Source organism: Alteromonas australica, from assembly GCF_000730385.1.
Lineage (GTDB): Bacteria > Pseudomonadota > Gammaproteobacteria > Enterobacterales > Alteromonadaceae > Alteromonas > Alteromonas australica.
In genome coordinates, this window is record NZ_CP008849.1 from 1108783 (window position 1) to 1135527 (window position 26745).

Here is a 26745-nt window from a genome sequence, read left to right on the forward strand (position 1 = left end):
AATCTATTTAAAAGGCTAGTTCATCACTTCAAAACCGTTACCGGACCATAGTACGGGTAGGCTTTATATTTTCGTTGTGTCCCTTTAATTGCATCCTTCTACCTTTAATATTTTCAGATAAAAAGGAATAAATCGTTTTGCGAAAGTCACTTTCTACGACTACTTTTTGTTGTATTGCCAGGCATAAATGTCGCAGAAGTCGTTTTATTAGGAGTTTTATGAGCAGCATTAGGAAGGTAGTATTAGGTGCGGGTTTTATTTTTTATTGTGGCGTAGCTGATGCACAGCAGTACGCCGTTGATACGACAACAACTGAGGCTACACTAAAAGACTATATTCAAAAGGTGGTGAATGCTAACCCTGAAGTTCAGGCTAGTTTTCGCCAACTTCAATTGGCCATTTCTGATGTGGATATTGCACGTTCTGGCTATAGGCCATCGGTGGACATCGCTGCGTCGAGTGCTTACACCACGCGTAATTACGGTCTTGATCAAGAATATGTGGGGCATACCGCAGAGATTTCTGTTACTCAAATGCTTTATGATGGCTTTTTAACAAGCAGCCAAGTAAAACGTTTTAAACAGGCGCAAGTAGTACGCTATTTTGAGCTACTTGGTGAAGTTGAACAAAAGTCCCTTGAAACCGCTTTGGCCTACATGGATGTGCAATTATTTAGAGAGTTACTCTCACTTGCTGAGCAAAATTTAATTACTCATGTGGACGTTTTCAAGCAAATAGAAGAAAGCGTCGAAGCAGGGGTTGGGCGCCGTGCCGATTTAGAGCAAATCAGTGGTCGCTTGTCGCTTGCAGAGTCTAATGTGCTGACTGAACTTTCTAATTTGCATGACGTTACTGCTCGATTTCTTCGCCTCGTGGGGGAAAAGCCAGTAGAACAATTGGCCTCTGTTTCTATTGATGGCTACGCCATGGAAGATTTATCCAGCGACATTGAGCAAACACTCCTAAATGCGTATCAAACAAATCCAAGTTTCAATGCGGCAATTTACAATATTGACGCACAAAAGTTTGCTGTAGACTCGGCAAAGAGCCGTTACCATCCGCTAGTGAATTTAACGGCGAGTTATGGTGCACAAACGCGCGATGAGGCAGCCCTTAACAACACGATCAGTGAAGCCAACATAGGCGTAAATGTTACCTATAATCTGTACAATGGTGGCGCAGATCGTGCTGCTATTCGACAAGCGTTATCTCAGGTAGATTTAGCCAGAGATTTACGTGACAAAGCCTGTATTGATATGCGCCAAACCATACAGATCGCGAAAAATGATATTGAGAACGTGTCTGAACAACTTCCCTCGTTAAATGCGCATCGGTTGTCTTCAAGCCGTGTTAAGTCAGCCTATATGGATCAATTTACTATTGGGGAGCGTTCACTCCTTGATTTGCTCGATTCCGAAAATGAGTATTATGAATCCAGTCGAGCCTATGTAGAGGCGCAGTTTACCTTAGAAAAAGCAAAAGTAAGACTGCTAGCTGCAAAAGGAAAGCTGGCTCAATCTCTCGGTGTCACAAAGGATGGCGTGCCTGATGTCATGGAAATGGCAGAACAAGAAATTCAGTATGATCCTGCCCATGTCTGCCCAGCAGTTCGCACGTCGTTAGTGGACGATCGAAACATTCTAAAACGAGACTCTGATTTAGATGGCATTATCGATTTGTGGGACGATTGCGTTAACTCATCACCTGGCGCCTTGGTTGACGATTTTGGTTGTGAAGCTTCGCAACCTGCTCCTAGCGCGGCAGATTATACATTGGAAGATGCCGAGGTGGTTGAAACCTTTAAGGTGAATATAGAGTTCGCCTCTAATTCCTCTGAAATATTACCGAATTACCAAGATGCCTTAACGAGTGTGATCGATGCGCTAGAAGCAGACGAACACACAGGGGTAATTATTCATGGACACGCTTCATTAGATGGTGATGCGGCCTACAATCAGAAACTGTCAGAAGCAAGAGCTAACGCGGTTGCGACTATGCTGATGCAAATGACAGATATTGATAATAGGCGCATAACTGCTGTGGGGTATGGAGAAACACGCCCGCTATTGAACGAAGAGTCTGATACAGCTAATGCGAGAAATCGCCGTATTGAAGCAGCCATTATTCAACTTCCCGTTGCTAGCTCGTTCAATTAATAAGGCGTTTTATGTCCCCAGATTTTGAGGAGAACAAGAACCTCGCGTATCTAGAACAGCAAGGTGGTGTGTTGATGGATTGTCTTATCACAATCTGTCAGAGCCACAATTTACAGGTTTCGCGGGTAAGTTTACTAAGTGGATTGCCTCTAGATGATGGCGCTCTGTCACCTTCAGGGTTTGAAAGAGCAGCGAAACGGGCCGGATTAGCGAGTCGTACGGTCAAGCGTGATTTAGAGGAAATCAATAGCGCGCTTTTACCCGCGGTGCTTATTTTGAAAGGCAAGCAGGCATGCGTGCTTCACGACTTCGACGGCAGGCAGGCAAAGGTTTCCTATCCTGAACTTGAGTCTGCTGCGGTTAGTGTGAGTGCCGATGACTTAAGGGCACAACATACCGGATATGTTATTTTTGCTCGGCCCACGATGGATACGTCACTCAATGCCAGTGAAATTAACAAGGCCTCGGTAGGGCACTGGCTTTGGTCGTCTATTCATTCTGCTAAGGGCTTGTATCGTGACGTTATTGTCGCGTCAATTTTCATCAGCTTACTGTCCATTGCCTTACCCTTATTTGTCATGAATGTGTATGACAGGGTTGTTCCCAATGCTGCCATGGAAACCCTTTGGGCGTTAGCGATAGGGGTACTATTTGTATTAGCCGCAGATTTATTATTAAGAATGTTGCGCCAGTACTTTGTGGAGCTCGCGGCAAGTCGGCTAGATGTCACGCTCAGTGCCAAAATAATGGAAAAAGTCCTTTCTATCGATTTAGTGAATCGGCCGGCAAAAAGCGGTGCATTCATCAATAGTTTGCAATCGTTCGAGAGCATTCGTCAGTTCTTTGGCTCGTTAACGTTAGTGGCGTTAGTGGATTTACCGTTCGCATTTATCTTCGTGGTGATTATCGCCATGATTGATTTTTATCTTATCATTCCCATTCTCTTGGGCGCGTCGGCTCTCTTAATTTATGCGCTTAAGGCGCAAAAACTGATGCGCAGTTTATCTGATGAATCTATGGAGATAAGCTCTCGCAAGAGTTCATTAGTGACTGAAAGTGTGATGGGGCTTGAAGATGTAAAAGCCTTTGGTTATCAAAGCAAAACCCAAGCTCTTTGGGAGAAGCAAACTATCTTTTTAGCCAAGGTAAATGCCAAGCTTCGCCTAGTCTCTATGTCGGTGAATAATGCAGCGCTGTGGATTCAGCAAAGTGTTGGTGTGGTTATTATTCTCACCGGTGTTTACCTTATTCTCGATGGTGCCATCACCCAAGGTGGCTTGATTGCAGCGTATCTACTATCAAGTCGTGCCATGGGACCCATTTCCCAAGCTGCTGGACTTCTCGCACAATACCACCATGCAGAAACCGCGAAAAACTCCCTCGACGATATTATGTCACTCACTAGCGAAAGTGGCGGTGATAAAGTCCGAAAGAATAGCGGTGAGCTGAAAGGGAATATCACGTTCAAGCAACTGTGTTTTCGTTATCCGGATGACAATGTGCTGGCGCTTAAAGATATTAATTTCAGCATTAAAAAGGGGGAGCGCGTTGCTATTTTAGGCAAAAATGGCTGTGGTAAATCCACGCTTAATCGAATGCTCATGGCGTTATATAAGCCTGAGTCTGGGCAAATTCTTTTAGATGGAATCGAAATACAGCAATACGATCCTATTCTTTTACGTAAAAACATGGGGTATGTCCCCCAAGATGTCAGCTTGTTCTCAGGCTCTTTGAGAGACAACATTGTACCGTCAGGTTTAAACATTGATGAAGAACGCCTTTGGGAGGTCGCTAAGCAGTGTGGTTTAGCGCAGTTAATTAATAACAGTTCAGATGGCTATAACTTGCATGTGGGGGAACGGGGAAAGTTTCTCTCTGGCGGTCAGCGACAAGCGGTGGCATTAGCACGCGCTTTGGTGCATTCCCCTGCTATTTATATTATGGATGAGCCAACATCTGCGATGGACTCTGCCATTGAAGGCCATGTGAAAGCCTCAATAGCAGAATCGGTCAAGGGGAAAACCTTCATTTTAAATACCCATAGAATGACGCTTTTAGACTTGGTTGAACGGGTTATTGTTATTGAAAACGGTAAGGTCATTGCCGACGGTAAAAAAGAAGAGGTGTTACCTCAATTTAAACCAGCAGCCATGCAGCGGAGGGCAAAATAATGTTCTCTCGTTGGAATAAGCAAATTGCGCTGCAAAAACTGGTTCGCAATTGGCTTGCCCCACCGGCGGGCCAAGATTGGGTGCTAGAAGCAGAATGGGCGCGCATCATGCAAACCCCTGTCAAAGCACGAGGATTACTCTATTGTGTTGTTGGGGTTTTGTTTTTACTTGTCGTGTGGGCGTATTTTGCCGAAATTGACGAGGTCGCCAAGGGCGACGGCAAGGTCATTCCTTCACAACAGTTACAAGTTTTGCAGTCTTATGATGGTGGGATTGTGCAGGATATTTTGGTCTCTGAAGGGCAGCAGGTTAAGCGCGGACAAGTTTTATTGCGGGTGGATCCTACTCGTTATATATCTAGCCTTGAAGAAAACACCACGCAGTTTGGGGCGTTAGCGGCGAAGGTGCAACGCCTGCGCGCATTAACCCAGGGGAGTAATCTGCGGTTTGAAGAATCACTCGCAGAGCAAGCGCCAAACATCGTTGAAAACGAGCGTAAGCTTTACAACTCAAACCTGGCTGAGTTAGATGAAGTGGCGGCAGGGTCGGACAGTCGAATTTTACAACGCCAGCAAGACGTTCAAGAAGAGCGCGCAAACTTATCTCAATATCAAAGTGTTCTTGAATTATCAAAAAAGGAACTGGCAGTTACCAAGCCTCTTCTTGCATCGGGCGCAGTGTCAGAAATAGAAATACTGCGGCTGGAGCGCCAAATTATTGAGTTGGAAGGGTCTATCGCCAAGTCAAAAGTCGCTATTGAGCGTGGACTATCGGCTATCGAAGAAGAGGTCATAAAAAAAGAAGAAAGCCGTCTTCGTCTTATCAACAAATGGAATCAAGAGCTCACCGATGCGGTGGGTGAAATGGCCACGCTTCAACAATCTCAAACCAGTCTTGAAGATGTTGTTTCTCAAGCTGAACTGCGTTCGCCCATCAATGGCACAGTTCAGCGGTTACTGATTAATACGGTGGGAGGCGTTATTACCCCTGGCAGCGCAGTGGTTGAGTTAATTCCCCAGGACGATCAATTAATTGTGGAAGCGAAAGTATCACCCAAAGATATCGCATTTATTCGTGAAGGGCAGCCCGCCATTTTAAAGTTTAGCGCCTACGATTTTACCATTTATGGTGGTATGTCTGCTGAAGTGCAACACATTAGTGCTGATGCCATCACCAACGAAAAAGATGAAACCTACTACTTGGTGCGACTAGAAACGAAGCGCAGCATTGCCGATGAAGGCTTAGAAATTTTGCCTGGTATGATCGTACAAGTTGATATCCTTACTGGAAAGAAAACAGTTTTAAACTATATTTTGTCTCCGCTTTCCAACGTCACGTCTTCAGCATTAAGGGAACGATAAATGAAGCATTTCTTATTAGGGCCTACCGAACAAAATATATCGTCTCATTACTCAGACTGGGTCACGTGTCAGCGTATTCAAGATGTTCACGCAACGCAAGGCGACATGATTTGGATTAGCACGCAGATTAACGAGTGGAAACTAGCGCTTAACCAACTTCGAGAAAAAACGTCAAATTTAGTATTAATGACCTATCGTTACCATCGCCCAGAAATGCAAACCGCACTTCTTCTGGGGGCTAGAGCATACTGCCACGCGCTAAGTAGTGCGTCGTTACTAGAGTCGGTTAGACGGGTACTAGGAGAAGGAGGTTTGTGGCTACCTAGTGAAATGTACGCCACAACACTTTCAGGCGTTTCTAAAACACTGAGCGTACATTCGGAAAACGTCCCTTTAGACACGCTGACAGCCAGGGAAAGAGATACCCTAAATGGTATTTTGAGCGGGTTGAGCAACAAAGAAATAGCGCGTCAATTGGCAATTTCTGAGCGCACAGTAAAGGAACATGTGGGTACACTATTAAATAAGATGGAGGCCAAAGATAGAATTGGCCTCTTACTGAAGTTAGGGGAGTTTAGTCATCTAAAAGATGTTCTATAATTTCAATGTGAGACACTACGCCGTCGATCCCCAATTCCACGAATAATTCTTGTGTATCTGAGCGCTTAATACCGTCCACATAAACCTTGATACCAAAGGTGTGAGCAAGCGAACAAAAGCCTCTAAGAAACGCATGGTTGGCAGAGTTTTCGTCAATGTCAGCCATGAAAGCCGAATCGATTTTAACGTAATTGAGCCCCATCTCTTGAACACGCTTAAGCTGTGAAAAGGATTCTCCCACACGCTTGAGCCCAATTTGGCAACCTATTGCTTTGAGTGTAGAACTTAATAACTCGAATTCTCGGGGGTATCGCGTTGCGGTAGATTCTCGCACCTCAATGCATAATTGCTTCGCCGCGTCGCGGTTCATATTTAATTGAAAATACAACTGCGCCAATGTTTCCTGGTTTAATAAGAACTGTTCTGAACATAAAAATGCGAATTTTGACGGTGTCTTACTGTTATTTATAGTGTTTAACAAGTGCACAAGCGTGGTAAGTTCTAGCTGGGGTAACAACCCTAAATAGCGCGCCCAGTGCGTGTAGTAACCACTTTTTCTTTGCTCCCCATCTATCTCGATACCTGCCCAGCTTTGGTAATGCACCAAGTGTCTGTCGACATCCAGCACTGGATAATTAAATGTTTCTACATCAGCGTGGTCAATCACGCTTTGCAGCATTTTTTGCCACCTCATTTCTTCTACATGGGAGGTATACACGCTAAGTGCCGATTCAATGAACGGTTCCTCCTCATCCTCAAGTTCAGCTTCATCCACCATAGCGTCAAGTCGCATCAATGCGGTGGAATAGTCATCGTCCTCACGTAATTTCACAACCGCTTGATACACTTTAGGGTCGCCTTTTTGGCATAGTTCACTAAGGCATGCACCATGAAGGGCTTCGGCAACCGTTTCAGCGTCATGTGTTTCAGTTAAAAGCACAGCTATTTCATTTTTCTGCAATCGAGCTACTCGGCTGTCGGTGAAGTGGTGGTGATGAAGATTTAAGCTCTCATTAATTTCTTTGATTAAGGACTGAAGACGTTTTTTCCGAGTTTCTGGCTTAGAGCGAAGAAACGCGTCTTTACCTCCAGAAAAGCGAATGAGAAATACGCAGTTAACGCCATCTGTATCCCGAAAGGCCAGCTGCCCTTTTAAAATAGAAATAAAGTACTCGCGATTGGCGAGCCCAGACTCTTCATCAAACTGTGTTCTAAAGCGCATCAGATCTAAACGGGAATTTTCTTCGTTCATGATACGCTCGGAATTACGAGCAAGTTGGTTCATCGCTTTAACAACCCGCTTCAATTCAAGTGTACGAGGAATGCTAAGTTGCACAAAGCGCATCTTGCTAAACAGTTCAGCTTGTTCAACCACCCCGTCGAGGGGGCGCATAATAAGTCGAAGCGCCCAAGCCCCAATAAGTCCAGCGATAAAGCCGACTATAGACAGCCCAACAATTAGGCGTAACGTCGCCCGCCACATCGCTGCTAGTGCAAATGAAGTATCTGTTTGTACAAATACGGAACCGTACTGCCCCCAACCTTCACTCACTTGCGCCATACCTACATCTACTTCCGGGGTGAATAAACGGGCAAACCATCGGGGTGTATTTTCATCTAATTGCACGGGGTGAGTATACTGCGACACAATTTTCCCGTCGCTTTTCACGAGATATATCGACGCGTAATGCCCAATATCGAACTGGGACATAATAAAAAGGTCGAGGGTGTCGTGGTCTTTTTCTAGGTTACTTAGTGTCAACGCGAGCATGCTCGCATTGTCTAAATTTTTGGCGTAAAGTTGCTCTTCGACATAACGTTTAGTGGTAAAGCCGTGAATGGTTACACTGCCTGCAATGGCAACAAAGATAACGACTATAACAGCAAGCCATAACTCTTTTGTTATTGACATAGACTCCTCAGGACGGTCTTCTAATTCCTTCTTTCTTCATGCGCTCAATCACGTTGCGCCACCTGGATAGTCTACTGGTAGAAGTTGATACTTGTTTAGATTTCCCCGGTGCCCATATACCCGCGTCATTAAAACTAAATACGGGTATTAAATCGGTACGTTCGGCACCAGGTAAAATATCGGAAACAAGGCTGTCTAACACTAAAGGGTCTGATTCGGGTGTATCGTAATAACCCAACACCATATGCGCTTGCGTCACTCGGCTTCTACCAATCTTCGCTTTAACATAGATAAGACGAAGTTTAGTACTATCGATACCTAAGTGTAGCAGAGCTACGTATTTTGCAATGGCATAATCCTCACAATCTCCGCGAGAATGACCAATTAATTCGGCTGGGGTTGCCCAATAGTCTTTTTGTTTGAATACAACGTCATCCGTTGCATATTGGATATGGGTGTCAAAAAATTGGTTGATACCTTCCAGTTGTGCGTTGACTGGCAGTCCATTTAGATTGCTCAATACAGTCTGCAACTGTTCTACGTGATTAGCTCTTTGGGCGCCGAATCTTTTTTCTACTTCCTGTTTTAAGATCGGAAACTCTATGGACAAGTGTTCCTTCACGTTTTGCCCAGTCACCATAAGAGCCAAAAATATTAATATATTTGACGCTATTACTGAAAAGGTCATGTGATTTGTTGTTTATTATTATACGAAAGTATAAGTACCATACCGAGAGTATCTACTTAAATATGTATAAATCTTTATACTTATGTATAGGTATACCACGGCCTGCTGATTAAACCAACCGTGAAATACGAAAGGGGCATGTGTTGAGTTCGGCGTTATTTTTTTATAACGAAGTCGTTCTCTTGAATGTTAATGATGACGTTAGCGTCTTTATGGCGAACTTGTGCAGAATTGCTATACGCCGATTCAACGATAAAAACTCCCGGATAAATATTATATTGTAAGTAGGTTTCGCCACGACCATCTGTAAATTGCCGTGTTTGATAAATATATAGCTCATCATTTGGCATTACGCCATTATCTCTGCCTAAAGAAACGGTGACATTTGTATTATTGGCTTGTAGCACCCTACCGGTAAGAGGTTGGCAAGAGGTGGTTTCTTCAAGGTCGACAATGAATTTTGCCACTTGCTTATCAATCGCTTTTCCGTAGGCGGTTGACCAAAACGATTGTGAGTATTCGTCTAATTCAGCAAAGCGATCAAAGGGCCAAGTATCTTGTGTTTGGTATGTTCGTTGGAATAGCTTACCGCCGTTAAGGCCATCGTAAACGGCGACATCAAAAGCGAAATAGCGGGTAGCGTCTTCATCGGCCCAAAAGGCCAACCGAGAAGGGGGTTCTCGGGTCACGCTCAGGTCGGTAATTTCCCCTACTAAAACAAATTGAGCGTCAGCCACTTTTGCTAGCTCTCTAACATTGGCGGGCAACGTAGATGGAGACCAGTAGGTAGTATAAGGTGCAATATAGGACAATTTGGCGTAAGTGCCATGAGTGTCCATCAGCGTAGCTAAGTGACGGGTAAACGCAGCAGGAAAGTCGGCGATTTGTCCATCTAAAAGGTGCTCTCTATTGGCAACAGAGAAATAGCTACTAGCAACGTGCTTGGTGTATTCACTGGCTTTACATATTTGTTCTTTTGGAAATATGTCAGCACGAATGGTAACGGTAACATAGTCGCTATGCCACACTTCATCCACAAGCTCTACTTGGTTTACTTCACCTGTGCTACTAATAGTTATATCTTCGCTTTCTAATAAGCCGTTGGTTAATTGCTGAACACTGTTTATCGATGCGCCAGCAAACAACAGGGCCTGTTTAAGCGCTTCCTCAGTGGCGGCTTTGCGGGCGCTATGTTTATCGCCCTTCATTATAATTGCCTGGCCTTTAGCTTCGTACCAAACGGCATTTACTTGCCCTACATATAATGCCAGTAGGCAAATAAGCGCCATGAATATGCAATGCGAAGACTTATTTTTCTGTGCGAACACAAGCGCCCCTCAGCTTAGTTTTATGTTGCTCTAAAGCATTTTACCTTGCGCTATTGCTCTACCCAGGCAGGGTGGTTGTTGTCCGCACGCACTGGGTGTCAAAAAAGCTTCACCACACAAGGTTACTTTCATATATAGATGAGTGTAAGCGAATAGAGTGCCAAAAATACAAAATGTGATGAAGACAGCGGTCACCATCGGTGGTTTGGTCTCATTTATTAAGTGTCAATTCACTGACTTTCACATTTAGGCGCAAACTTTGCTTTCAGTTTTAGTCACACGTGATAAAGCACGTCAACCGCTTGGCTGTCACCTTGGGTTTAACCTTATCGATGCAGTCAAACTAACTCAGTTCAGTCTATTGCGTTAGCGAGAGTGTGTCAGCGTGAATAATAGCGGTTTATCAGTCAAGTAGGACGGTCATTTTAAGGTTACCAATATGAAAATGGTGAAAAGGCGTATTAAGCATTCGGTGATGTTGCTGACATCAGTCTTGGTTAGCGCCAGTATTTTGTCTGGATGCAGCCTGTTTGTAGACAAACATGTTGAATGGGAAACCGTGGAACCGGAATCTTACCCTACACTGACGGCGGTGGGGTATGCGCCCATTGCTTCTCAGCGTGGAGAAAGCGAAACCGTTAAAATGTTGATGGCAATTAAAGCGTCAAAGTTAGAGGCGTATCGAGAGCTTGCTGAGCAAGTGTATGGGCAACGTATCGAGGGAAGTCAATCACTCTCAAGCCTTGTTGTATCAAATGAAACCTTAAAGGCGTCAGTAGAAGGCGTCATTCGCGGGGCAAAAATTATAAAAAGCTATCCGGTTGGTGAAGATACCTACGCCACAGAATTAGAATTAGACATGCAGCGGGTATACGACATTTACCTTTCAACGGCAAAACCTCGGCGAATTAAAGACATTAAATATTACTAGCCGTTAGCTTCAAGCGTCATGAGAAGAAATAGAAAAAGGGTGCAATATCAATTGCACCCTTTTTCTTTAAAGATCGAGGAGGGTGAAAAATACTAGGCGCTTACACCTGAACCTAAACGCCCACCGTTGGGCTTGCCTTTTTTGTCATAGGTTAGGGATTCTTTTGCGCGCACTTCTAACATAAGATTACGTAAGTGAGTCAGACGAAGCTGACCTTGCTCCACTGCCTTTTGGTTGACACTGGTTTTATACTTACATTCATCTAATATCTGAGCCGCCGATTGCATTAAGCTTTCTGCCTCTTCAGGCAAACTACCCGATTTTTTCTCTGCTTGATAAACGGGCTCAATTTGCCTATCTGCAGCTTGAATCGCTTCAAGTAGCTCGGCTTTTTGTTCCAGCAAACTCGTTAGTGCTTCAGCATCACGGGCACTTATCAAGTGAAGTTCCTGCTCAAGTAGTTGCGCTAATTGAGACAAGTTTTCAACTTGTTGCTGTAATGCTGAGGTAAGTGTGCTGGTCATAATCACCTAACTAAATGTTAATGCAACTGTGGTTAATCGGCGCCAAAAATCTCTGATTCAGCCTTGGCGATTTTATTGGCTAACACTTCAGGGTTAACCTTGTACTCGCCGCTTTGAATCGCTTTTTTAAGACGATCTACTTTTTCCTGATTAACAGGCGCTTCAGTACCTTTTTTCTGTACTTGATTCAATTGTTGCGCAGATTGCGTCAGCGACACCGAATCTTGACGGGGCGCACTTTGCGTCTTTGCAGCGACATCTGACGCTTGCTGTTGAGACTGTTGCGTCTGATTCTGCTGCGAAATTTTTGTATTATCAACGGGTGTTTTTGGTAACCCATTGTTTACATTGTTAATTGCCATAGTCTTTCTCCACTACCTATTCACCTCAGTATATATTATCGGCCCTTCATGCTTTTTCTTTAGGCTTTTTTGAGATGAAAATGCAGTCTTTTAAATCGCTATTTTACAAGTGTACCACGACTTCTTTCGCACTGGCGACTTCGGCTATTACCGTATTTTGACTGCTCGTGTTTGTCACCCTAATTGTATCACCAATGACACCATCTTGTTCGGCGATTCCAGCAGTCTTCACCGCCATAGTGCCAATATGGGCTTTAATGGTTATTCTGTCACCTTTACATACAAAACACAGCATATTTGATTGTATGGCTTGACCATCGACCACTCTACGTTTCATGCGGGCGCCAATTAAACTGTTCAGGTCTGTGAAGGCCGTATATCTTAGGCGCCGAATATCCACATCGGCGAGGGTTAAGTTATCGGCACCTAAAACGGTTCCTGGACTCACTGCACCAGACGTGACAACAATTTGTTTTGTTCTACTAACTTGCGCACTGGTAAAGAGATACCAATCGTTATTTTGACAACTAACACGAACAGAAATATACGACTGTTTGAGTGCTTCGTCTGATGCATAGTACTGAAACCCTGTGGGGCACTGAGGAATACTTATCCTATCGTCTATCTTCACAATACGTATGTCGATGTTAGTATCTTCGTCGCTAGGACTAAGTACTGACATTAAATATTTTTGCGCACCTTGTTGAACTTTTTCATGTAAGTCAGCAGCATTACAAGGGAATGTTGCAATGGAAAACATCATGACAAAAAGTGCATATTGCCATTGTTCTATCGTAAAAAATTTGTGTTTTAAAATATTCATGGCTACTTTTCGTGTTCAGTTACTTAGATATTGTCTATGCTTATCAGATAAGAATGCATGCAATGTTCATTCAAACGGCACAGTAAGGATAACGAAATGGCAATAAGTGTCATTTTTCTGTCGTTTGAACGGCTATTATTTAGTGATATTGTCTATTTTCAATAAGAGAAGGCAATGATCATGCCCAGAATTAAAAAGAGGTGACACATGTCGGGTATTTTGGATTCAGTTAACCAACGCACGCAGCTCGTTGGGCAAAACCGGCTAGAGTTATTATTGTTTAGGTTAAATGGCCGACAGCGCTTTGGTATCAACGTTTTTAAAGTTCGTGAAGTACTTCAGTGCCCACCTTTAACGTCGATGCCAAAGTTGAACACTTTAGTTCGTGGTGTGGCGCATATTCGTGGGCAAACTATTTCTGTCATCGACTTGAGTATGGCGACAGGGGGTCGTCGTATAGAAGACTTGTCAAACGCGTTTATTGTCATTGCAGAATATAATCGCTCCGTACAAGGTTTTTTGGTGGGGGCCGTTGAACGTATCATCAACACAAATTGGGATGCGATTATGCCACCGCCCCAAGGTACCGGCAGAGCAAGTTATCTTACTGCGGTGACAGAAGTAGAAAACGAATTGATTGAAATTCTTGATGTTGAAAAAATCTTGAATGAAATCTCACCACTGAATGCCGATGTAAGTGCTGACGTCGCCGAAGGGCTTACTACCGAAGGTAAAGAAGACAAGATTATCTTTATTGCTGACGATTCTGCCGTGGCGAGAAATCAGGTGAAGAAAGCACTGACAACCCTTGGCCTGGAAATCGAGTTAGCTAAAAATGGACTAGAAGCCTTGAACCGTTTGAAGGAAATTGCCGAAGAGTACGGTGATGTAACAAACCGAGTTGGCGTACTTGTATCGGACATTGAAATGCCAGAAATGGATGGTTACACGCTTACCGCTGAAATAAAAAATACGCCACAGTTACAGAAACTTCATGTGGTTTTGCATACGTCACTGAGTGGGGTATTCAACCAAGCTATGGTACAGAAGGTGGGAGCCGATGATTTCATTGCGAAATTCCACCCCGATGAACTGGCTACGGCAGTTCAGAAATGGCTTATGAAAGATTGTGAATAACGGAGCGGTCAGGGATTGAACAGTAAAGATGTATCCCCGGAGAGTTATCTCAAGTTTAGGCAATTCTTAGAGCAACAATGTGGCATCGTGTTAGGTGAGAACAAACAATACCTAGTTCGAAGCCGCCTTGCCTCGCTTCTCTATAAATTTAATTACCCTAGTACAGATGCACTTATTGACGTTGTGGTAAAAGGCTATGACCGGACGTTATTGCAAAGTGTTATCGATGCGATGACCACAAATGAAACGCTGTGGTTTAGAGACAGTTATCCTTTCGATCTTTTAATCAAAGATCTGTTGCCTAAATTAGCCGAAAAGTCACAAAGAATAAGAATTTGGAGTGCGGCCTGTTCGTCTGGACAAGAGCCTTATTCCATTGCCATGTCTATACTAGAGTATCAAAAACAGCGTCCAGGTGCGTTACGAGGAGGGGTAGAAATTATTGCCACTGACCTGTCCTCGGAAATGCTAGAAAAGAGCGAGCAAGGGATTTATGATGAACTGTCATTGGCGCGTGGTTTATCTCCTCAACGTCGCCAAGCTTTCTTTCAAACTCACGCAAGCGGGCAAATGCAGCTTCGCCCTGAAGTTCGCAGAATGGTGTCATTTAAAAGCTTAAACCTGCTCAGTAGCTATGCCTCATTGGGCAGATTTGATGTGGTATTTTGCCGTAACGTACTGATTTATTTCTCAGCGGAAGTAAAACAAAAGATACTGCAACAAATTGCCGCTCAATTGCAGCCAAGCGGTGTACTATTCCTTGGCGCTTCCGAATCTATCAGTGCCGCCAGTGATTTTTATGCCATGGTTAAATGCCATCCGGGGTTATATTATCAAAAGAAATAATGCCTTTAAGTTTATGATTTAAAGGTGTTTGTTTCTCTAATTTCTTGCCAGTTCCGTATCTTACCTCTCGCTCATTCTTTGAACTGGCATTTACCTTGCTAGTAAATCTTCGTTAATAGCTAATTTTGTTGTATGCGGTATACAACAGCATTTTGCAGTTAGGAGTTTTATCATGGCAATTAATCTCGACAAGCTCGTTGGGTTCCATCAATCAGCCCTGTCTATTCGTACGGATAGAATGGAAGTGATTGCTGGCAACTTAGCGAATGCGAATACGCCGGGTTACAAAGCCAAAGACATTGATTTTAATAAAGCAATGGAATCCGCCATGCAACGGTCGGAAGGCACACGTACCTTAGGCGGCAATAGCCTGCTTAAAACTCATGAAAATCACTTAGGTGGAAGCAGCACCTCTGTTGCATCAAATTTTGAAATGCAATACCGCGTACCTACGCAGCCTGATACCGGCGATGGAAATACAGTAGAAGTGCAAGCCGAAAGAAATCGCTTTCTTGACAACGGCCTTCGCTACCAAGCTAGCCTTGAGTTTCTCAACGGTAAAATCAAAGGCATGAAAAAAGCCCTTAGTTCTGGAGGCCAGTAGCCATGAGCTTATTTAATGTAATGTCAATTTCTAGCACAGGAATGGAAGCTGAAAATGTTCGCCTTAATACCACGGCAAGTAACATCGCCAACGCGAATACGGTAAGCAGCAGTTATGACCAAACCTACCGAGCACGCCACCCAGTATTTGCCACAGAGTTGCAGCAGGCTATGCAAGATCAGTCGAAGGGAGCAGGGGTATCTGTGCGTGGTATCGTTGAGAGTGATGCGCCATTGCAGGTGGAATATGCCCCTCATAATCCCATGGCGGATGCAGATGGGTATATCTACAAGCCAAATGTGAATATTGTAGAAGAAATGGCAAACATGATGTCAGCGTCTAAAGCTTATGAAACCAATGTTCAGGTTGCCGATACCACTAAACGAATCTTTCGTCGTGTATTGCAATTAGGCCAAGGGCAATAACTTGCCGGTTAGGTAATTGAGGAATCAAACGTGGATACGATTAATAACAGCGGGCTCGACACCGACCTTTATTGGCAGGAAGAAACCGTCAAGATTGCAGATGGCACTGAACAACAGTTATCGCAAGAAGACTTCTTTGCAATGCTTACAGAACAGTTAGCGAACCAAGATCCCACTGCACCCGTGGATAACGATCAAATGGTTGCGCAGATGACATCATTCACTATGGCGGATGGTATTTCGCAATTAAACGATAAGTTCGAATCGTTTGCCGCCTCCATGACGTCTAATCAGGCGCTACAAGCATCCAGCCTTATAGGACAGAACGTATTGGTTCAGGGCAATATTGGACACATGGCAGCGCAAGGTGATGGGCTTTCAGGCGTAGTTGTGAATGAGCAAACCGTTCAAAACATGAAAATAAATATTGAGAACCAGTATGGAGAGGTGATTAAAACCATAGATGCTGGAACCCAAGCCGCAGGCAATATCGCATTTGAGTGGGACGGGAAAGACACTCAGGGGAATGATATGCCTGAAGGGGATTATGTCATTACCGCAACCGGTGAAGTGGATGGTGAAAACACCCAATTGTCTACAGCAGTTAATCGTCATGTAGGCAGCGTAAGCCTGGCCGGTAGCGGACAGGGCGTCATTTTAAATTTGGCTGGTGATGTCAGTATCAATCTTGATGACGTCATTCAGATAGGCAGTTAGTAGGAGAACAACCCATGTCTTTTAATATCGCACTTAGCGGCGTAGCTGCTGCTCAAAAAGATTTAGATGTAACCGCAAACAACATTGCTAACGTTAATACCGTTGGCTTTAAAGAATCACGGGCAGAGTTCGGTGACGTGTACGCCACTTCGTTGCTCGCAGGAAGTAAAACAAAAGTGGGCGACGGTGTGTTAACCCAAGATGTTGCCCAGCAATTTTCTCAAGGTAGCTTACAGTTCACCAATACTGCACTTGATTTAGCGATAACAGGTAACGGCTTTTTTGCCACAGTGCCAGATGAAACATCCCGTGATTTCTCTTTCACACGGGCAGGTCAATTCAAATTGAATGATGACAACTATGTGGTAAACAGCAACGGTGATTTACTACTAGGCTTCCCCGTTAATTCTGATGGTACCAGCTCATCAGTGGCACTAAGTACCACTGAGCCGGTATTGATCCCAGACTCATCAGGCTCACCTGCACAAACTTCCGAAGTTGATATAAGAATGAATCTTCCGGCGAGTGATGCGGGTGTGGAAGCTGCCCAGTTTGATCCGGAAGACCCGTCTACTTACAACGCCGCGACATCAGTCACCGTGTATGATTCACTGGGTGACTCACATGTTATGACTTACTATTTTGTGAAAGATGATTCTGCCACCAACGAATGGTATGTCGCGACAGCTGTAGATGATCAACTCGTTAATTTACAAAATGAAGATGGCACCACGTCAACACCTGGTGATGTGGGTGTGCATTCATTAGGGACAGCGACGGGTAACGATGTGACTGCCGCGAAGTTAATCTTTTCTGATGGCGGTGATTTCGTTGGCATCGAAAACCCAGATGGCAGCACCAATCCTGATTACACGTTAAATACTGAAGCACTTGCCAGCGTATTATCAAACGGTGCCGATCCTACTCAAGAAATTACCATCGACTTCAACCTTGACCCCGATGAAGCCACCGTAAATGAGCCTACACAGTATGCGTCAGCGTTTGAAGTGACTTCATTAGAGCAAGATGGTTTACCAGTAGGGCGACTGACGGGGATTGATATTGGTCCGGATGGATTAGTACGTGCCACATTCTCAAACGGGACTTCAGAGCCCATTACACGTGTTGCTCTCGTGCGTTTTGCCAATGAACAAGGGTTAACTCAGCAAAGCAGCACAGAATGGAAAGAGAGTATTCTATCGGGTGAAGCACTTGCTGGGGAAGCCACAACAGGTACCTATGGTGAAATTAACTCATCAGCGCTAGAGCAGGCCAATGTTAACTTAACCACCGAGTTGATTGATATGATTATTGCCCAGCGTAATTTCCAAGCCAATTCTCGTGCCCTTGAAGTGAATAACTCTCTGAATCAAACTATCTTGAATATTCGATAAATAGTCACTCTTCAAAAAAGCCGCAGATTACTGCGGCTTTTTTATATCTTTCATTTTTTGTACATATTGGCATCGGCCTTGCAAAACCTGTGTATGGTTTAACCAGAGTCAAAAGTCAGTCATGGACAAACTTCTCTACATAGCAGCAAGCGGTGCCTCTCAAGACCTTTTAGGGACTGGGATTAGGGCAAATAACTTAGCCAATGCACAAACCACGGGTTTCCGTGCTCAGCTAGAGCAGGCAAGAGCAATGCCGGCGTACGGCGAAGGTTTGCCGACCCGCGTTTTTTCTATGACAGAAAGCCCTTCTAATAACTACGAATCAGGCCCCATGATACAAACGGGGCGTGACCTTGATGTAGCGATTCAAGGTGATGGTTGGTTTGCCGTTCAAGATGAAAATGGCCAAGAAGCCTATTCTCGTGATGGTAACTTCAAACTGGGCGACGACGGAATTTTGACAGATATCCATGACCGCGTGGTTTTGGGTGACAATGGTCCAATATTTTTGCCCGTTCCTCTAGATAATCTCAACATTGCCGCCGATGGCACTTTGTCTATGCGCCAGCTAGGCGCCCCAGCAAATGTTATTGAAGATATTGGTCGGTTGAAGCTAGTCAGCCCCAATTATGCGGATATGGAACGGGGTACCGACGGTTTATTTAGAATGGAAGACGGCACACTGGCACCCGCCAATGCGAATGTAAAAGTGATGTCGGGCATGCTTGAAGGTTCGAATGTAAACGCTGTGGAAGAGATGGTCGATATGATCAATTTACAGCGTCACTACGAGTTACAGGTAAAGGTTATGAAGCAAGCCGAGGAGTTGGATACTCGCGGCAATACCCTGCTTCGCATTTTATAATTGTTTTTTAGTGACGTTGTGGATAACTGCAACGACGGGAGGTTTATATGCACCCAGCATTGTGGATTAGTAAAACAGGTTTAGATGCTGCACAGACTGATGTTGCCGTTGTCTCTAACAACCTGGCCAACGCATCAACGGTGGGCTTTAAAAAGGACCGTGCCGTATTTGAAGATCTACTTTATCAAAACATAAACCAGCCGGGTGGTCGCTCTTCGGCGGATACTGAGCTCCCGTCAGGTTTAATGTTAGGTTCGGGCTCTAAAGTAGTGGCAACCCAAAAAGCCCATACTCAAGGGAATTTGTTGACCACCGAAAATGCCTTGGATATGTCTATCCAAGGGCGCGGGTATTTTGAAATATTACAACCTGACGGCACCATTGCATATTCTCGAAATGGTCAATTCTCATTGAATGATCAAGGTCAAATTGTGACATCGGGTGCTGGCTTCCTTTTGCAACCAGAAGTGGCTGTTCCCGAAGATGCGCAACAAATCACGATTTCACAAGATGGCGAAATTAGCGTGTCTGTGCGTGGCGAGGCTGAACCTCAAGTTCTTGGGCAAATGAATATTTCGGATTTTGTTAACCCCACAGGGTTACAGCCTATTGGTCAAAACCTGTTTGTAGAAACCGCTTCCAGTGGTGCACCTATCCAAGGCGTACCTGGCTTGCAAGGGCTGGGTTACATTTCTCAAGGTACGTTAGAAACGTCGAACGTTAACGTCACAGAAGAACTGGTAAACCTTATCGAAAGCCAGCGTTTGTACGAGATGAACTCCAAAGTGATTTCATCGGTTGACCAGATGCTTGGTCAAGTCATTCAGCAGCTATAGCAGGTAACGTGATGAAACGTATTCTGGCACTTTCTGTGGCGATAATAACTTTAGGGGGCTGTGCAAGTACAAGCCAACCTCCTGTTGAAGCGAATGATCCTTCTTTCGCTCCAGTGGTACCGGATTACCCCCGTGAGACGATTGTAGAAGACGGCTCTTTGTTTCGCTCTTATATGGCAAACAGCCTTTATTCTGATGTAACAGCGCGCAGAGTGGGTGACATCATTACCGTGGCGCTCAGCGAAAGTACGTCAGCGAGTAAATCGGCTGACACCACTACCGCGAAAGACTCTTCCGTGAATCTAGACACCATTACAGGGTTAGGCGGTCAAGCGGTGAATATTGGCGGGCAATCTATTCAATTAGGCATCGGTTCTTCCAGTGATTTTTCTGGTGATTCGGCGGCGAATCAAAGCAATAGTTTGTCGGGGGCCATTTCTGTCACCGTGGTTGATGTACTGCCGAACAATAACCTCGTTATTCGAGGCGAGAAGTGGTTAACCCTTAATCATGGTGATGAATACATTCGTCTGACTGGCATTATTCGTCCGGCGGACATTAGTCCGGAAAACGAGATCGTTTCAACCAAAGTGGCTAATGCACGGATTCAGTATTCTGGTACAGGTTCCTTTGCGCGCGCGCAAGAAAGAGGCTGGTTAACCAAGTTTTTCGATTCAACTTGGTGGCCGTTGTAAGCCAATTGGAGAGTGAGTATGCGTTTATTTATTGTTGTTCTTACCGCATTAAGCCTTTTTACGCCGCACCTAGCGAGTGGTCAGCGCATAAAAGATTTAGCCAGTATTCAAGGTGTACGAAGTAACCAATTGGTGGGTTACGGCCTGGTGGTGGGGTTACCGGGAACGGGTGAGCAAAGCCCGTTTACCGAGCAAAGCTTTCGAACCATGTTAAGTAATTTCGGTATCAGCTTAGATGCCAACACCAAACCAAAAATTAAAAATGTGGCTGCGGTTGCGGTTCACGCTGAGCTTCCGGCCTTTTCGAAACCCGGGCAAACCATTGACGTTACAGTGTCATCTGTGGGTGAAGCCAATAGTTTGCAAGGCGGAACGCTTCTTCAAACCTTCTTAAAAGGTGTGGATGGAAAAGTATATGCCGTGGCACAAGGCAGTTTGGTGGTGAGTGGTTTTGGAGCACAAGGCGGTGACGGATCACGGATTGTGGTTAATACCCCTACTGTTGGGCGTATTCCCAACGGCGCGATGGTGGAGCAATCTGTACCAAGCGGTTTCGCGAATGGCGATTCGCTTACGCTGAATTTACACCGCCCCGACTTTTCTACAGCAAAGGCTCTCGCAGATACGATCAATGAACGTTTAGGTGCACAGCCGGATAAAGGGTATGTAATAGCAACCCCCATTGATGCAGCGTCTGTACGTGTTTCTGCGCCCCGTGATGTTGGGCAGCGCGTGGGCTTTTTAGCGACACTGGAAAATTTTGAATTTACGCCGGCTGATGCGCCTGCGCGGGTAGTGATAAACAGCCGAACAGGCACTATCGTTATTGGCAGTCAAGTGCGATTACTGCCTGCTGCCATTACCCACGGTGGGTTAACCGTTACCATTGCTGAAAATCAGCAAGTTTCTCAACCCAATGCCTTTGCTGACGGAGAAACTGTGGTTACAACTCAGTCAATTATCGATGTGGATTTGGCCGATAGCCGCATGTTCAAGTTTGAGCCCGGCGTGACATTAGATCAACTGGTTAGAGCGGTGAACGAAGTGGGCGCAGCGCCGGGAGATCTTATGGCAATTTTAGAAGCCCTTAGACAAGCTGGCGCATTGCGCGGTGAATTGGTGATTATCTAATGGACGGGTTAGGGTCTAAGTCACAGCTAGACATGGCAAGAAACGTTCATGATCTCGGCAGTATTAATAAGATGCGAGAAGCTATCGCGTCAGGTGACGAGGATGTGTTGCAAGAAGCAGCACAGCAGTTTGAAGCTATTTTTGTGCAAATGATGCTGAAATCCATGCGTAAAGCGCAAGATGCACTAGCGGATGAAAACAGCCCATTTAACTCTGAACAAGTGAAGTTCTATCGTGATATGCACGATCAGCAATTGGCGGCAGACTTAACGTCAAACGGCGGCATGGGATTAGCCGATATTATTGTAAAGCAGATGGGGCATTCTGAGGACAGTTACCAGCCAGCCAGTACCATTCGAAGCGACGGTAATTTGAGTTCACTAAACAGAGGTCGAGTTGAGCAGACTGAACACGCTCAGGAAAGCGTACTTGTATCAGAGTCTAAAGGCACTCGCGCCGCAATTAAAGACAGTATGTTTGAGAGCCCAGAGGATTTTGTCAGCACTTTACAGCCCTATGCTCAAGAGGTAGCCGAAAAATATGGCTTAGACGCCAAAGCCATTATTGCACAGGCGGCGGTGGAAACAGGGTGGGGGCAGTTTGTCATACACAATTCAGATGGCACGAGTTCACATAACTTATTCGGTATTAAAGCGAATTCACAGTGGCAAGGTGATCAGGCTGTTGTTAGTACACTGGAATTTAACGGGCATATACCTGAAAAACAGAAAGCCGCGTTCCGTTCGTATTCCTCACTGGCCCATGCCATGGATGATTATGGCAAATTCATTGCTACTCAACCTCGATATAAGCAAGCGGTAGCGCACGCACAAGATGCCGGTAAATATACCCAAGCGTTGCAAGATGCGGGTTATGCCACCGACCCAGAATACGCAAACAAAATTATGTCTGTTTACCACAGTGACAGGCTCAATGGCTTAATGCCCTAAGGCGGAGGAATTCAGATGAGCGTTGATTTATTTTCTCTCGCCACCAGTGGCGTTAATGCTAGCAGTAAACTGCTTCAAACCACCAGTAACAACATAGCAAATGTTAATACGGACGGGTATGTACGCGAGCGTACAGAACTTAATAATAGCCAGGTGTTTGGCGTAGAAATTGGTAATACAGAGCGAATTATTAACGTGTTTGCGCAAAACCAATTGCGTCGTGATATCACCTTGGTAGGTGAGTTAGAATCTTACTCCTCAAAAACAACGGCCATCGACAATCTACTTGCCAGTGAAGCTAACTCTCTCTCACAAGGAATAAGTGACTATTTTGCAGCACTCCAAACCGCCGCGGATGATCCTACAAACCTAGCCTCTCGCGAACAAGTTTTGGGTAAAAGCGAATCTTTATATCAGCGAATGAAGACCATTTCTGATTACATGATAGAAAAAGAGGAAGAGCTCAATTTAGAGTTTACTTCTATGGTCAACCGAGCGAATAGCCTTATTGCTAATATTGGCGAGTTAAATAAAAATATTGTTATCGCTAAAGGAAACAGTACCAGCGATGAGCCCAGTGCATTATTAAATGAGCGTGATCAAGCTATCGATGAGTTGGCGTCGATTATGGCCATTAACGTCAATGATAGCCAAAGTCAAAATGGCGCTGTGACGATCAACCTCATTACCGGTGAATCTCTGGTCTTGGATAATGGCGCATTTAATTTATTTGAATTAAATAGCAACGGTGATGTGACATCAAAAGAGCTTAAATTAGAAACTGATTTTGGTTCAGACACCAAAGGAGATGCCTCTGTACCTGTGGTGGAAAATGATCTAGGTGGTGCGCTGGGAGGGCTATTTAGGTATAGGAATGATGTGCTTGGTCCAGCAATGCGTGACGTAGGGCAGTTATCAGTGGCATTTGCAGATGCCATGAATACCCAAAACAAATTAGGCATGGACCTAGATGGCCAGCTCGGTACTAATATTTTTGATATTCCTAGCTTCACGGCGCTTACAACGGAAACCGGCGACTTCCAAGTGACAGGGCAGCTCATTGAAGGCAAAGGCAGCGAGTTAACCGACGCAGATTATCTTATTGAAATTGATGCCGTGGACGCATCTGGCGTACCGACTTCCATTATCGTATCAATGATCAACCCAGATGGCACCGTGCAAACCGATGGTGCGGGTAATGATCTTGTCAGCACAATGGCGGTGAGTGCTGGTTACAATGAATTGCCGGGTGGAATTGAGGTGGAGTTTTCTGGCACGAGTAATTACGAAGAAGGGTTTCAGTTTTTACTTCAGCCGACGAAGAATATAGCGTCTTCAATAACGCTTGCGACTCAGCGCCCTGAAGATTTAGCGTTTGCATCACCAATACGCGCCCAGGCCGATGCAACAAATTTAGGTAGTGCAAATGTCTCAGGGGTAGAAGTGACCAATACCACGGTGGGGGACTCAGGATTTGATGGGTCGGGAGGCCTAATCAGCTCTGCGCCAGCGCAAGTTTATTTTACCGCTGAAGATACCTATGAAGTATTAGATGCAAGCGGCACAACGTTGGCAACGGTCACGGGGACAACTAACCTAAATAATTTGCTCGCTCAGGCTGGATTGACTTCGGATCCTGGCTACGACTTTAGCCTTGATGGTGTCCCAAAAGCCGGAGATAGTTTTTCTATAAGCTACAATACCGATGGTTTTAACGACAACACTAATACCCTTGCGTTGGCTTCGTTGCAAAACGACCCTCTCGTGCAAGTGAGCAGTGAGTCATCAAATACACCACGCACTTTTCAAGATGCTTATGCGTCTATGGTTGGACGAATTGGCGAAGACGCCGCCATGGCTAATGTTTCATTGGAATCTGCCGAAGCTATGAAAGTGCAATCTGAAAACTGGTTTGAATCTGTATCTGGCGTAAGCTTAGACGAGGAAGCGGCGAATTTGATTAAGTACCAGCAAAGTTATGCAGCGGCTGCGAGAATTTTATCTACGGCGCAAGAACTGTTCAACACCATATTACAGTCGGCGAGGTAAGCATTTATGCGTATATCAACAAGTCAAATCTACGATCAGAATATTCGTTCTATCATGAATAACCAAGAAGACTTGGTTAAAACTCAAGAGCAACTTGCTACCGGTAAACGCATTATTACCCCGTCAGATGATCCTGTAGGCGCTGCGAAAGTGTTGCGACTGACAGAAGAAATAGATGAGCTGGAACAATTTCAGCGTAACAACGATTTGGTGACCGGCTCTCTTGAGCAACAAGAAGCTGTACTTACAAATATAACCAACTCAATAAACCGTGCCAGAACCTTAGTTGTGCAAGCTGGGTCGGGAATATTGTCAGATCCTGATAAACGTGCGATTGGGGCTGAATTGGAACAGATTAAGCTCGAAATTTTCGATTTAATGAACACGCAAGACGCTGATGGCAATTACATCTATGCGGGTTACCAGTCTGCCAACCAGGCATTTACCTACAACCCCGCTGCGACGGGTAACGCAATAAGCTTTTCTGGGGATGCGGGAGTGAGCTTTATTCAGCTTTCCAACAGTTCCACTATACAATCTACCAGTAACGGTTATGAAGTATTTGAAAATGTATTATCCCGCTTTAAGTTCTCGGTAACCAGTGACACGGTTTCTAGTTTATCAAATGCGACTGTCTCAGAGCAGGGCACTTTCGATACTTTCTTTAACAAAAACTATGACCCTGTTACCAGTGCGAATAATGATTACCAAATTACGTTTTTAGCTTCTGGGGAAGCCCAGTTGACTAACGTAGGTACAGGTGCCGTCGTTGATACAGTGGGTTTCGAGTCTGGGAAAGCGTTTACCGTAAAAGGAATGCAGTTTACCGCTTCTGCTGTCGCTGGCGACACCATAGAGTTTTCCTTAGATGCGCCAGAGAAAAAGAGCATGGCGCAAACGCTTCATGAAGTGCAAGAAATACTCATGGATAGCACCATTGATAATAGTGCGTTACAAGAAGCTATTGCTGACTCTCTCGTCGGTTTAGACAACGGCTTAGAGAAGATTTCACTTGAGCGGGCATCCATTGGTAGTCGGCTAAATATTGCCGAGTCTACCTACGAAAGTAACTTAGACATGGAAATCGCAGCTAAATCGTCCCGTAGTGCGATTCAAGATGTGGATTATGCAGAAGCGTCCAGTGAATTTGCTAAACAAGAAACGGCACTAGAAGCCGCATTGGCGTCTTTTCCTCAAGTGTCAAACCTGTCGCTATTCAATTATATTTAATCATCCACGCTGATGCCCTGACCTGTTTTCGCTTAACAGTGCAGGGCGTTTAGACCTGATATTTCAGCTAAATAAACTCGGGTTGATTTGTCAATATGTGAGGAATAATACGACAAATAAAGGGTGTCGCCATCTATAACCATGCCGGGGTAACTGTTATCTCCACCACTTGGTAAGGTAAGCAAAACAGACAGTTGAGCCGACCCTTTTTCTAGCGACCAAATTTTCGTCGTTGAAACTTCACCATCCCAATCTCTTCCTGCCACTAGATAATGCGTTTCTGATAGTGCATACATAACTGGCCCGCCAATGTAACAACCTAAATCTTTCCAAGTCCAAGAAGTATAAGGCGGGGAGGATTCACCGAGCATCGCGGAATAAGAGTCAGCATCACGTCTCACTACTGCGGTGGCGCTGCCATTTTGAGAAAATAAAATATGACTCTCGTTGGGGTAGCCTAATTGATGGGTTGCAAGTGATAGCGCATGATCTGTGACTAAATCCATTTGTTTATTAGGGTGCCCAGCGTATAAATCTATTCTGTTTTTGCCTCGGTTATAGGCAAAGCCGTAAGCTGTGTGATTGAAAAACGTTAGGTTCCATAGCCACCAGCCCGGTTTTCCAAAAGAATGTGGGCCAGACCACGACATGCCCGTCGTAGTATGAAAACTCACCATATCCGTTGAAATACTGCCGGTAGTCGGACACTTTCGTTTCGCATAAGCGGTTAAATATAATACCTCACCATCGAAACTGAATTTAGGATCTCTTAAATCCGTGTCTGGCACCTGTAAGTGTTGATAGTGCTTTTCTTTGCTCAATAGCGAGTATTTAACAATGACGATTTGCCCATCAAGGCTGACATGATCGCATGCTTGACGATAACAACAGAAAACGGCAGTTAAATGTTTCTCGAAGGGCGACGCAATAAGATCGGTAAAGGCACAGTGCGGTGCCGGGGCGGAAATACGTTCTACACTGTTTAGAGTTAGTTTATTTTTCACTCAATA

At 44.8% G+C, this 26745-nt stretch carries 25 protein-coding genes; 18 read left to right on the forward strand and 7 right to left on the reverse strand.

The annotated features are described in order from the left end of the window. Nucleotides 1-218: 218 nt before the first annotated feature. The 4 genes from EP13_RS04790 to EP13_RS04805 are packed head-to-tail and all read left to right on the forward strand — an operon-like array spanning nt 219 to nt 6288. A complete protein-coding gene (locus EP13_RS04790; protein ID WP_156026729.1) occupies nt 219-2156 on the forward strand; it encodes a TolC family outer membrane protein in 1938 nt (645 codons plus the stop codon). Nucleotides 2157-2167: 11 nt separating this feature from the next. After that, nucleotides 2168-4327 (forward strand): type I secretion system permease/ATPase, encoded by a 2160-nt coding sequence (locus tag EP13_RS04795; protein ID WP_408605300.1) that lies wholly within the window; start codon nt 2168-2170, stop codon nt 4325-4327. After that, a complete protein-coding gene (locus EP13_RS04800) occupies nt 4327-5688 on the forward strand; it encodes an HlyD family type I secretion periplasmic adaptor subunit (protein WP_044056294.1) in 1362 nt (453 codons plus the stop codon). Before EP13_RS04795 ends, EP13_RS04800 begins: the two co-directional genes overlap by 1 nt. Continuing rightward, nucleotides 5689-6288, forward strand: coding sequence for a response regulator transcription factor (locus tag EP13_RS04805; protein WP_044056295.1), 600 nt, complete (start codon nt 5689-5691; stop codon nt 6286-6288). Here EP13_RS04805 and EP13_RS04810 read toward each other — a convergent pair. From EP13_RS04810 to EP13_RS04820, 3 genes are all read right to left on the reverse strand, one after another. Further along, complete coding sequence (locus tag EP13_RS04810) at nt 6263-8200, reverse strand: bifunctional diguanylate cyclase/phosphodiesterase (RefSeq protein ID WP_044056296.1); 1938 nt, start codon at nt 8198-8200, stop codon at nt 6263-6265. The genes EP13_RS04805 and EP13_RS04810 overlap by 26 nt on opposite strands. Before the next feature lie 7 nt (nt 8201-8207). Further along, nucleotides 8208-8720, reverse strand: coding sequence for a transglutaminase-like cysteine peptidase (locus EP13_RS04815; protein WP_231497921.1), 513 nt, complete (start codon nt 8718-8720; stop codon nt 8208-8210). 323 nt (nt 8721-9043) lie between these two features. Next, entirely contained in the window at nt 9044-10177 is a 1134-nt protein-coding gene (locus tag EP13_RS04820) for a flagellar assembly protein T N-terminal domain-containing protein (RefSeq protein WP_052364288.1), read from the reverse strand. Nucleotides 10178-10691: 514 nt separating this feature from the next. Here EP13_RS04820 and EP13_RS04825 point away from each other — a divergent pair. Beyond that, nucleotides 10692-11147, forward strand: a complete 456-nt coding sequence (locus EP13_RS04825; RefSeq protein ID WP_044058753.1) for an LPP20 family lipoprotein — start codon at nt 10692-10694, stop codon at nt 11145-11147. Nucleotides 11148-11239: 92 nt separating this feature from the next. On the opposite strand, the gene flgN is transcribed toward EP13_RS04825, so the two are convergent. The 3 genes from flgN to flgA all read right to left on the reverse strand — a co-directional run bounded on the left by flgN (nt 11240) and on the right by flgA (nt 12856). Beyond that, nucleotides 11240-11671: a flagellar protein FlgN gene (flgN, locus tag EP13_RS04830; RefSeq protein ID WP_044056299.1), complete on the reverse strand. Its 432-nt coding sequence runs from the start codon at nt 11669-11671 to the stop codon at nt 11240-11242. A 32-nt stretch (nt 11672-11703) separates the two neighbouring features. After that, complete coding sequence (gene flgM, locus EP13_RS04835) at nt 11704-12033, reverse strand: flagellar biosynthesis anti-sigma factor FlgM (protein ID WP_044056300.1); 330 nt, start codon at nt 12031-12033, stop codon at nt 11704-11706. A gap of 103 nt (nt 12034-12136) precedes the next feature. Beyond that, complete coding sequence (gene flgA, locus EP13_RS04840) at nt 12137-12856, reverse strand: flagellar basal body P-ring formation chaperone FlgA (protein WP_081869439.1); 720 nt, start codon at nt 12854-12856, stop codon at nt 12137-12139. A gap of 207 nt (nt 12857-13063) precedes the next feature. On the opposite strand from flgA, the gene EP13_RS04845 reads away from it, so the two are divergent. The 13 genes from EP13_RS04845 (at nt 13064) to flgL (ending at nt 25735) form a co-directional block, all read left to right on the forward strand. Next, nucleotides 13064-13993 carry a chemotaxis protein CheV gene (locus EP13_RS04845; RefSeq protein ID WP_044056301.1) on the forward strand — a complete coding sequence of 310 codons (930 nt, stop codon included), beginning with the start codon at nt 13064-13066 and terminating at the stop codon, nt 13991-13993. A gap of 15 nt (nt 13994-14008) precedes the next feature. Next, nucleotides 14009-14839, forward strand: coding sequence for a CheR family methyltransferase (locus EP13_RS04850; RefSeq protein ID WP_044056302.1), 831 nt, complete (start codon nt 14009-14011; stop codon nt 14837-14839). A 172-nt stretch (nt 14840-15011) separates the two neighbouring features. Then, on the forward strand, nt 15012-15443 hold the full coding sequence (gene flgB, locus EP13_RS04855; protein ID WP_044056303.1) for a flagellar basal body rod protein FlgB: 432 nt from the start codon (nt 15012-15014) through the stop codon (nt 15441-15443). Nucleotides 15444-15445: 2 nt separating this feature from the next. Further along, the gene (gene flgC / locus EP13_RS04860) at nt 15446-15868 is read left to right on the forward strand and encodes a flagellar basal body rod protein FlgC (RefSeq protein WP_044056304.1); all 423 of its coding nucleotides are present in this window, start codon (nt 15446-15448) and stop codon (nt 15866-15868) included. 30 nt (nt 15869-15898) lie between these two features. After that, the gene (locus tag EP13_RS04865; protein WP_044056305.1) at nt 15899-16585 is read left to right on the forward strand and encodes a flagellar hook assembly protein FlgD; all 687 of its coding nucleotides are present in this window, start codon (nt 15899-15901) and stop codon (nt 16583-16585) included. 14 nt (nt 16586-16599) lie between these two features. After that, entirely contained in the window at nt 16600-17979 is a 1380-nt protein-coding gene (flgE, locus tag EP13_RS04870; RefSeq protein WP_044056306.1) for a flagellar hook protein FlgE, read from the forward strand. 121 nt (nt 17980-18100) lie between these two features. Continuing rightward, nucleotides 18101-18844, forward strand: a complete 744-nt coding sequence (locus EP13_RS04875; RefSeq protein WP_044056307.1) for a flagellar basal body rod protein FlgF — start codon at nt 18101-18103, stop codon at nt 18842-18844. Between the two features lie 47 nt (nt 18845-18891). After that, nucleotides 18892-19680 carry a flagellar basal-body rod protein FlgG gene (gene flgG, locus EP13_RS04880; RefSeq protein ID WP_044056308.1) on the forward strand — a complete coding sequence of 263 codons (789 nt, stop codon included), beginning with the start codon at nt 18892-18894 and terminating at the stop codon, nt 19678-19680. Nucleotides 19681-19691: 11 nt separating this feature from the next. Further along, nucleotides 19692-20375, forward strand: a complete 684-nt coding sequence (flgH, locus tag EP13_RS04885) for a flagellar basal body L-ring protein FlgH (RefSeq protein ID WP_044056309.1) — start codon at nt 19692-19694, stop codon at nt 20373-20375. Nucleotides 20376-20393: 18 nt separating this feature from the next. Further along, entirely contained in the window at nt 20394-21506 is a 1113-nt protein-coding gene (locus EP13_RS04890) for a flagellar basal body P-ring protein FlgI (RefSeq protein WP_044056310.1), read from the forward strand. Continuing rightward, entirely contained in the window at nt 21506-22456 is a 951-nt protein-coding gene (flgJ, locus tag EP13_RS04895; protein ID WP_044056311.1) for a flagellar assembly peptidoglycan hydrolase FlgJ, read from the forward strand. Before EP13_RS04890 ends, flgJ begins: the two co-directional genes overlap by 1 nt. 15 nt (nt 22457-22471) lie before the next feature. Continuing rightward, a complete protein-coding gene (gene flgK, locus EP13_RS04900; RefSeq protein ID WP_044056312.1) occupies nt 22472-24505 on the forward strand; it encodes a flagellar hook-associated protein FlgK in 2034 nt (677 codons plus the stop codon). Nucleotides 24506-24511: 6 nt separating this feature from the next. Next, complete coding sequence (gene flgL, locus EP13_RS04905) at nt 24512-25735, forward strand: flagellar hook-associated protein FlgL (protein ID WP_044056313.1); 1224 nt, start codon at nt 24512-24514, stop codon at nt 25733-25735. 32 nt (nt 25736-25767) lie between these two features. On the opposite strand, the gene EP13_RS04910 is transcribed toward flgL, so the two are convergent. Continuing rightward, the gene (locus EP13_RS04910) at nt 25768-26739 is read right to left on the reverse strand and encodes a hypothetical protein (RefSeq protein ID WP_044056314.1); all 972 of its coding nucleotides are present in this window, start codon (nt 26737-26739) and stop codon (nt 25768-25770) included. Nucleotides 26740-26745: the final 6 nt, after the last annotated feature.

Coding starts and splice junctions, on each gene's coding strand:
- flgM (WP_044056300.1), bottom strand. CDS start 12,033: ATGGCAATTAACAATGTAAACAATGGGTTACCAAAAACACCCGTTGAT.
- flgC (WP_044056304.1), top strand. CDS start 15,446: ATGAGCTTATTTAATGTAATGTCAATTTCTAGCACAGGAATGGAAGCT.
- flgJ (WP_044056311.1), top strand. CDS start 21,506: ATGGACGGGTTAGGGTCTAAGTCACAGCTAGACATGGCAAGAAACGTT.
- EP13_RS04875 (WP_044056307.1), top strand. CDS start 18,101: ATGGACAAACTTCTCTACATAGCAGCAAGCGGTGCCTCTCAAGACCTT.
- flgB (WP_044056303.1), top strand. CDS start 15,012: ATGGCAATTAATCTCGACAAGCTCGTTGGGTTCCATCAATCAGCCCTG.
- flgL (WP_044056313.1), top strand. CDS start 24,512: ATGCGTATATCAACAAGTCAAATCTACGATCAGAATATTCGTTCTATC.
- flgN (WP_044056299.1), bottom strand. CDS start 11,671: ATGACCAGCACACTTACCTCAGCATTACAGCAACAAGTTGAAAACTTG.
- flgA (WP_081869439.1), bottom strand. CDS start 12,856: ATGAATATTTTAAAACACAAATTTTTTACGATAGAACAATGGCAATAT.
- EP13_RS04800 (WP_044056294.1), top strand. CDS start 4,327: ATGTTCTCTCGTTGGAATAAGCAAATTGCGCTGCAAAAACTGGTTCGC.
- EP13_RS04820 (WP_052364288.1), bottom strand. CDS start 10,177: ATGGCGCTTATTTGCCTACTGGCATTATATGTAGGGCAAGTAAATGCC.
- EP13_RS04790 (WP_156026729.1), top strand. CDS start 219: ATGAGCAGCATTAGGAAGGTAGTATTAGGTGCGGGTTTTATTTTTTAT.
- EP13_RS04810 (WP_044056296.1), bottom strand. CDS start 8,200: ATGTCAATAACAAAAGAGTTATGGCTTGCTGTTATAGTCGTTATCTTT.
- flgK (WP_044056312.1), top strand. CDS start 22,472: ATGAGCGTTGATTTATTTTCTCTCGCCACCAGTGGCGTTAATGCTAGC.
- EP13_RS04845 (WP_044056301.1), top strand. CDS start 13,064: ATGTCGGGTATTTTGGATTCAGTTAACCAACGCACGCAGCTCGTTGGG.
- flgH (WP_044056309.1), top strand. CDS start 19,692: ATGAAACGTATTCTGGCACTTTCTGTGGCGATAATAACTTTAGGGGGC.
- flgE (WP_044056306.1), top strand. CDS start 16,600: ATGTCTTTTAATATCGCACTTAGCGGCGTAGCTGCTGCTCAAAAAGAT.
- EP13_RS04890 (WP_044056310.1), top strand. CDS start 20,394: ATGCGTTTATTTATTGTTGTTCTTACCGCATTAAGCCTTTTTACGCCG.
- EP13_RS04825 (WP_044058753.1), top strand. CDS start 10,692: ATGTTGCTGACATCAGTCTTGGTTAGCGCCAGTATTTTGTCTGGATGC.
- EP13_RS04795 (WP_408605300.1), top strand. CDS start 2,168: ATGTCCCCAGATTTTGAGGAGAACAAGAACCTCGCGTATCTAGAACAG.
- flgG (WP_044056308.1), top strand. CDS start 18,892: ATGCACCCAGCATTGTGGATTAGTAAAACAGGTTTAGATGCTGCACAG.
- EP13_RS04805 (WP_044056295.1), top strand. CDS start 5,689: ATGAAGCATTTCTTATTAGGGCCTACCGAACAAAATATATCGTCTCAT.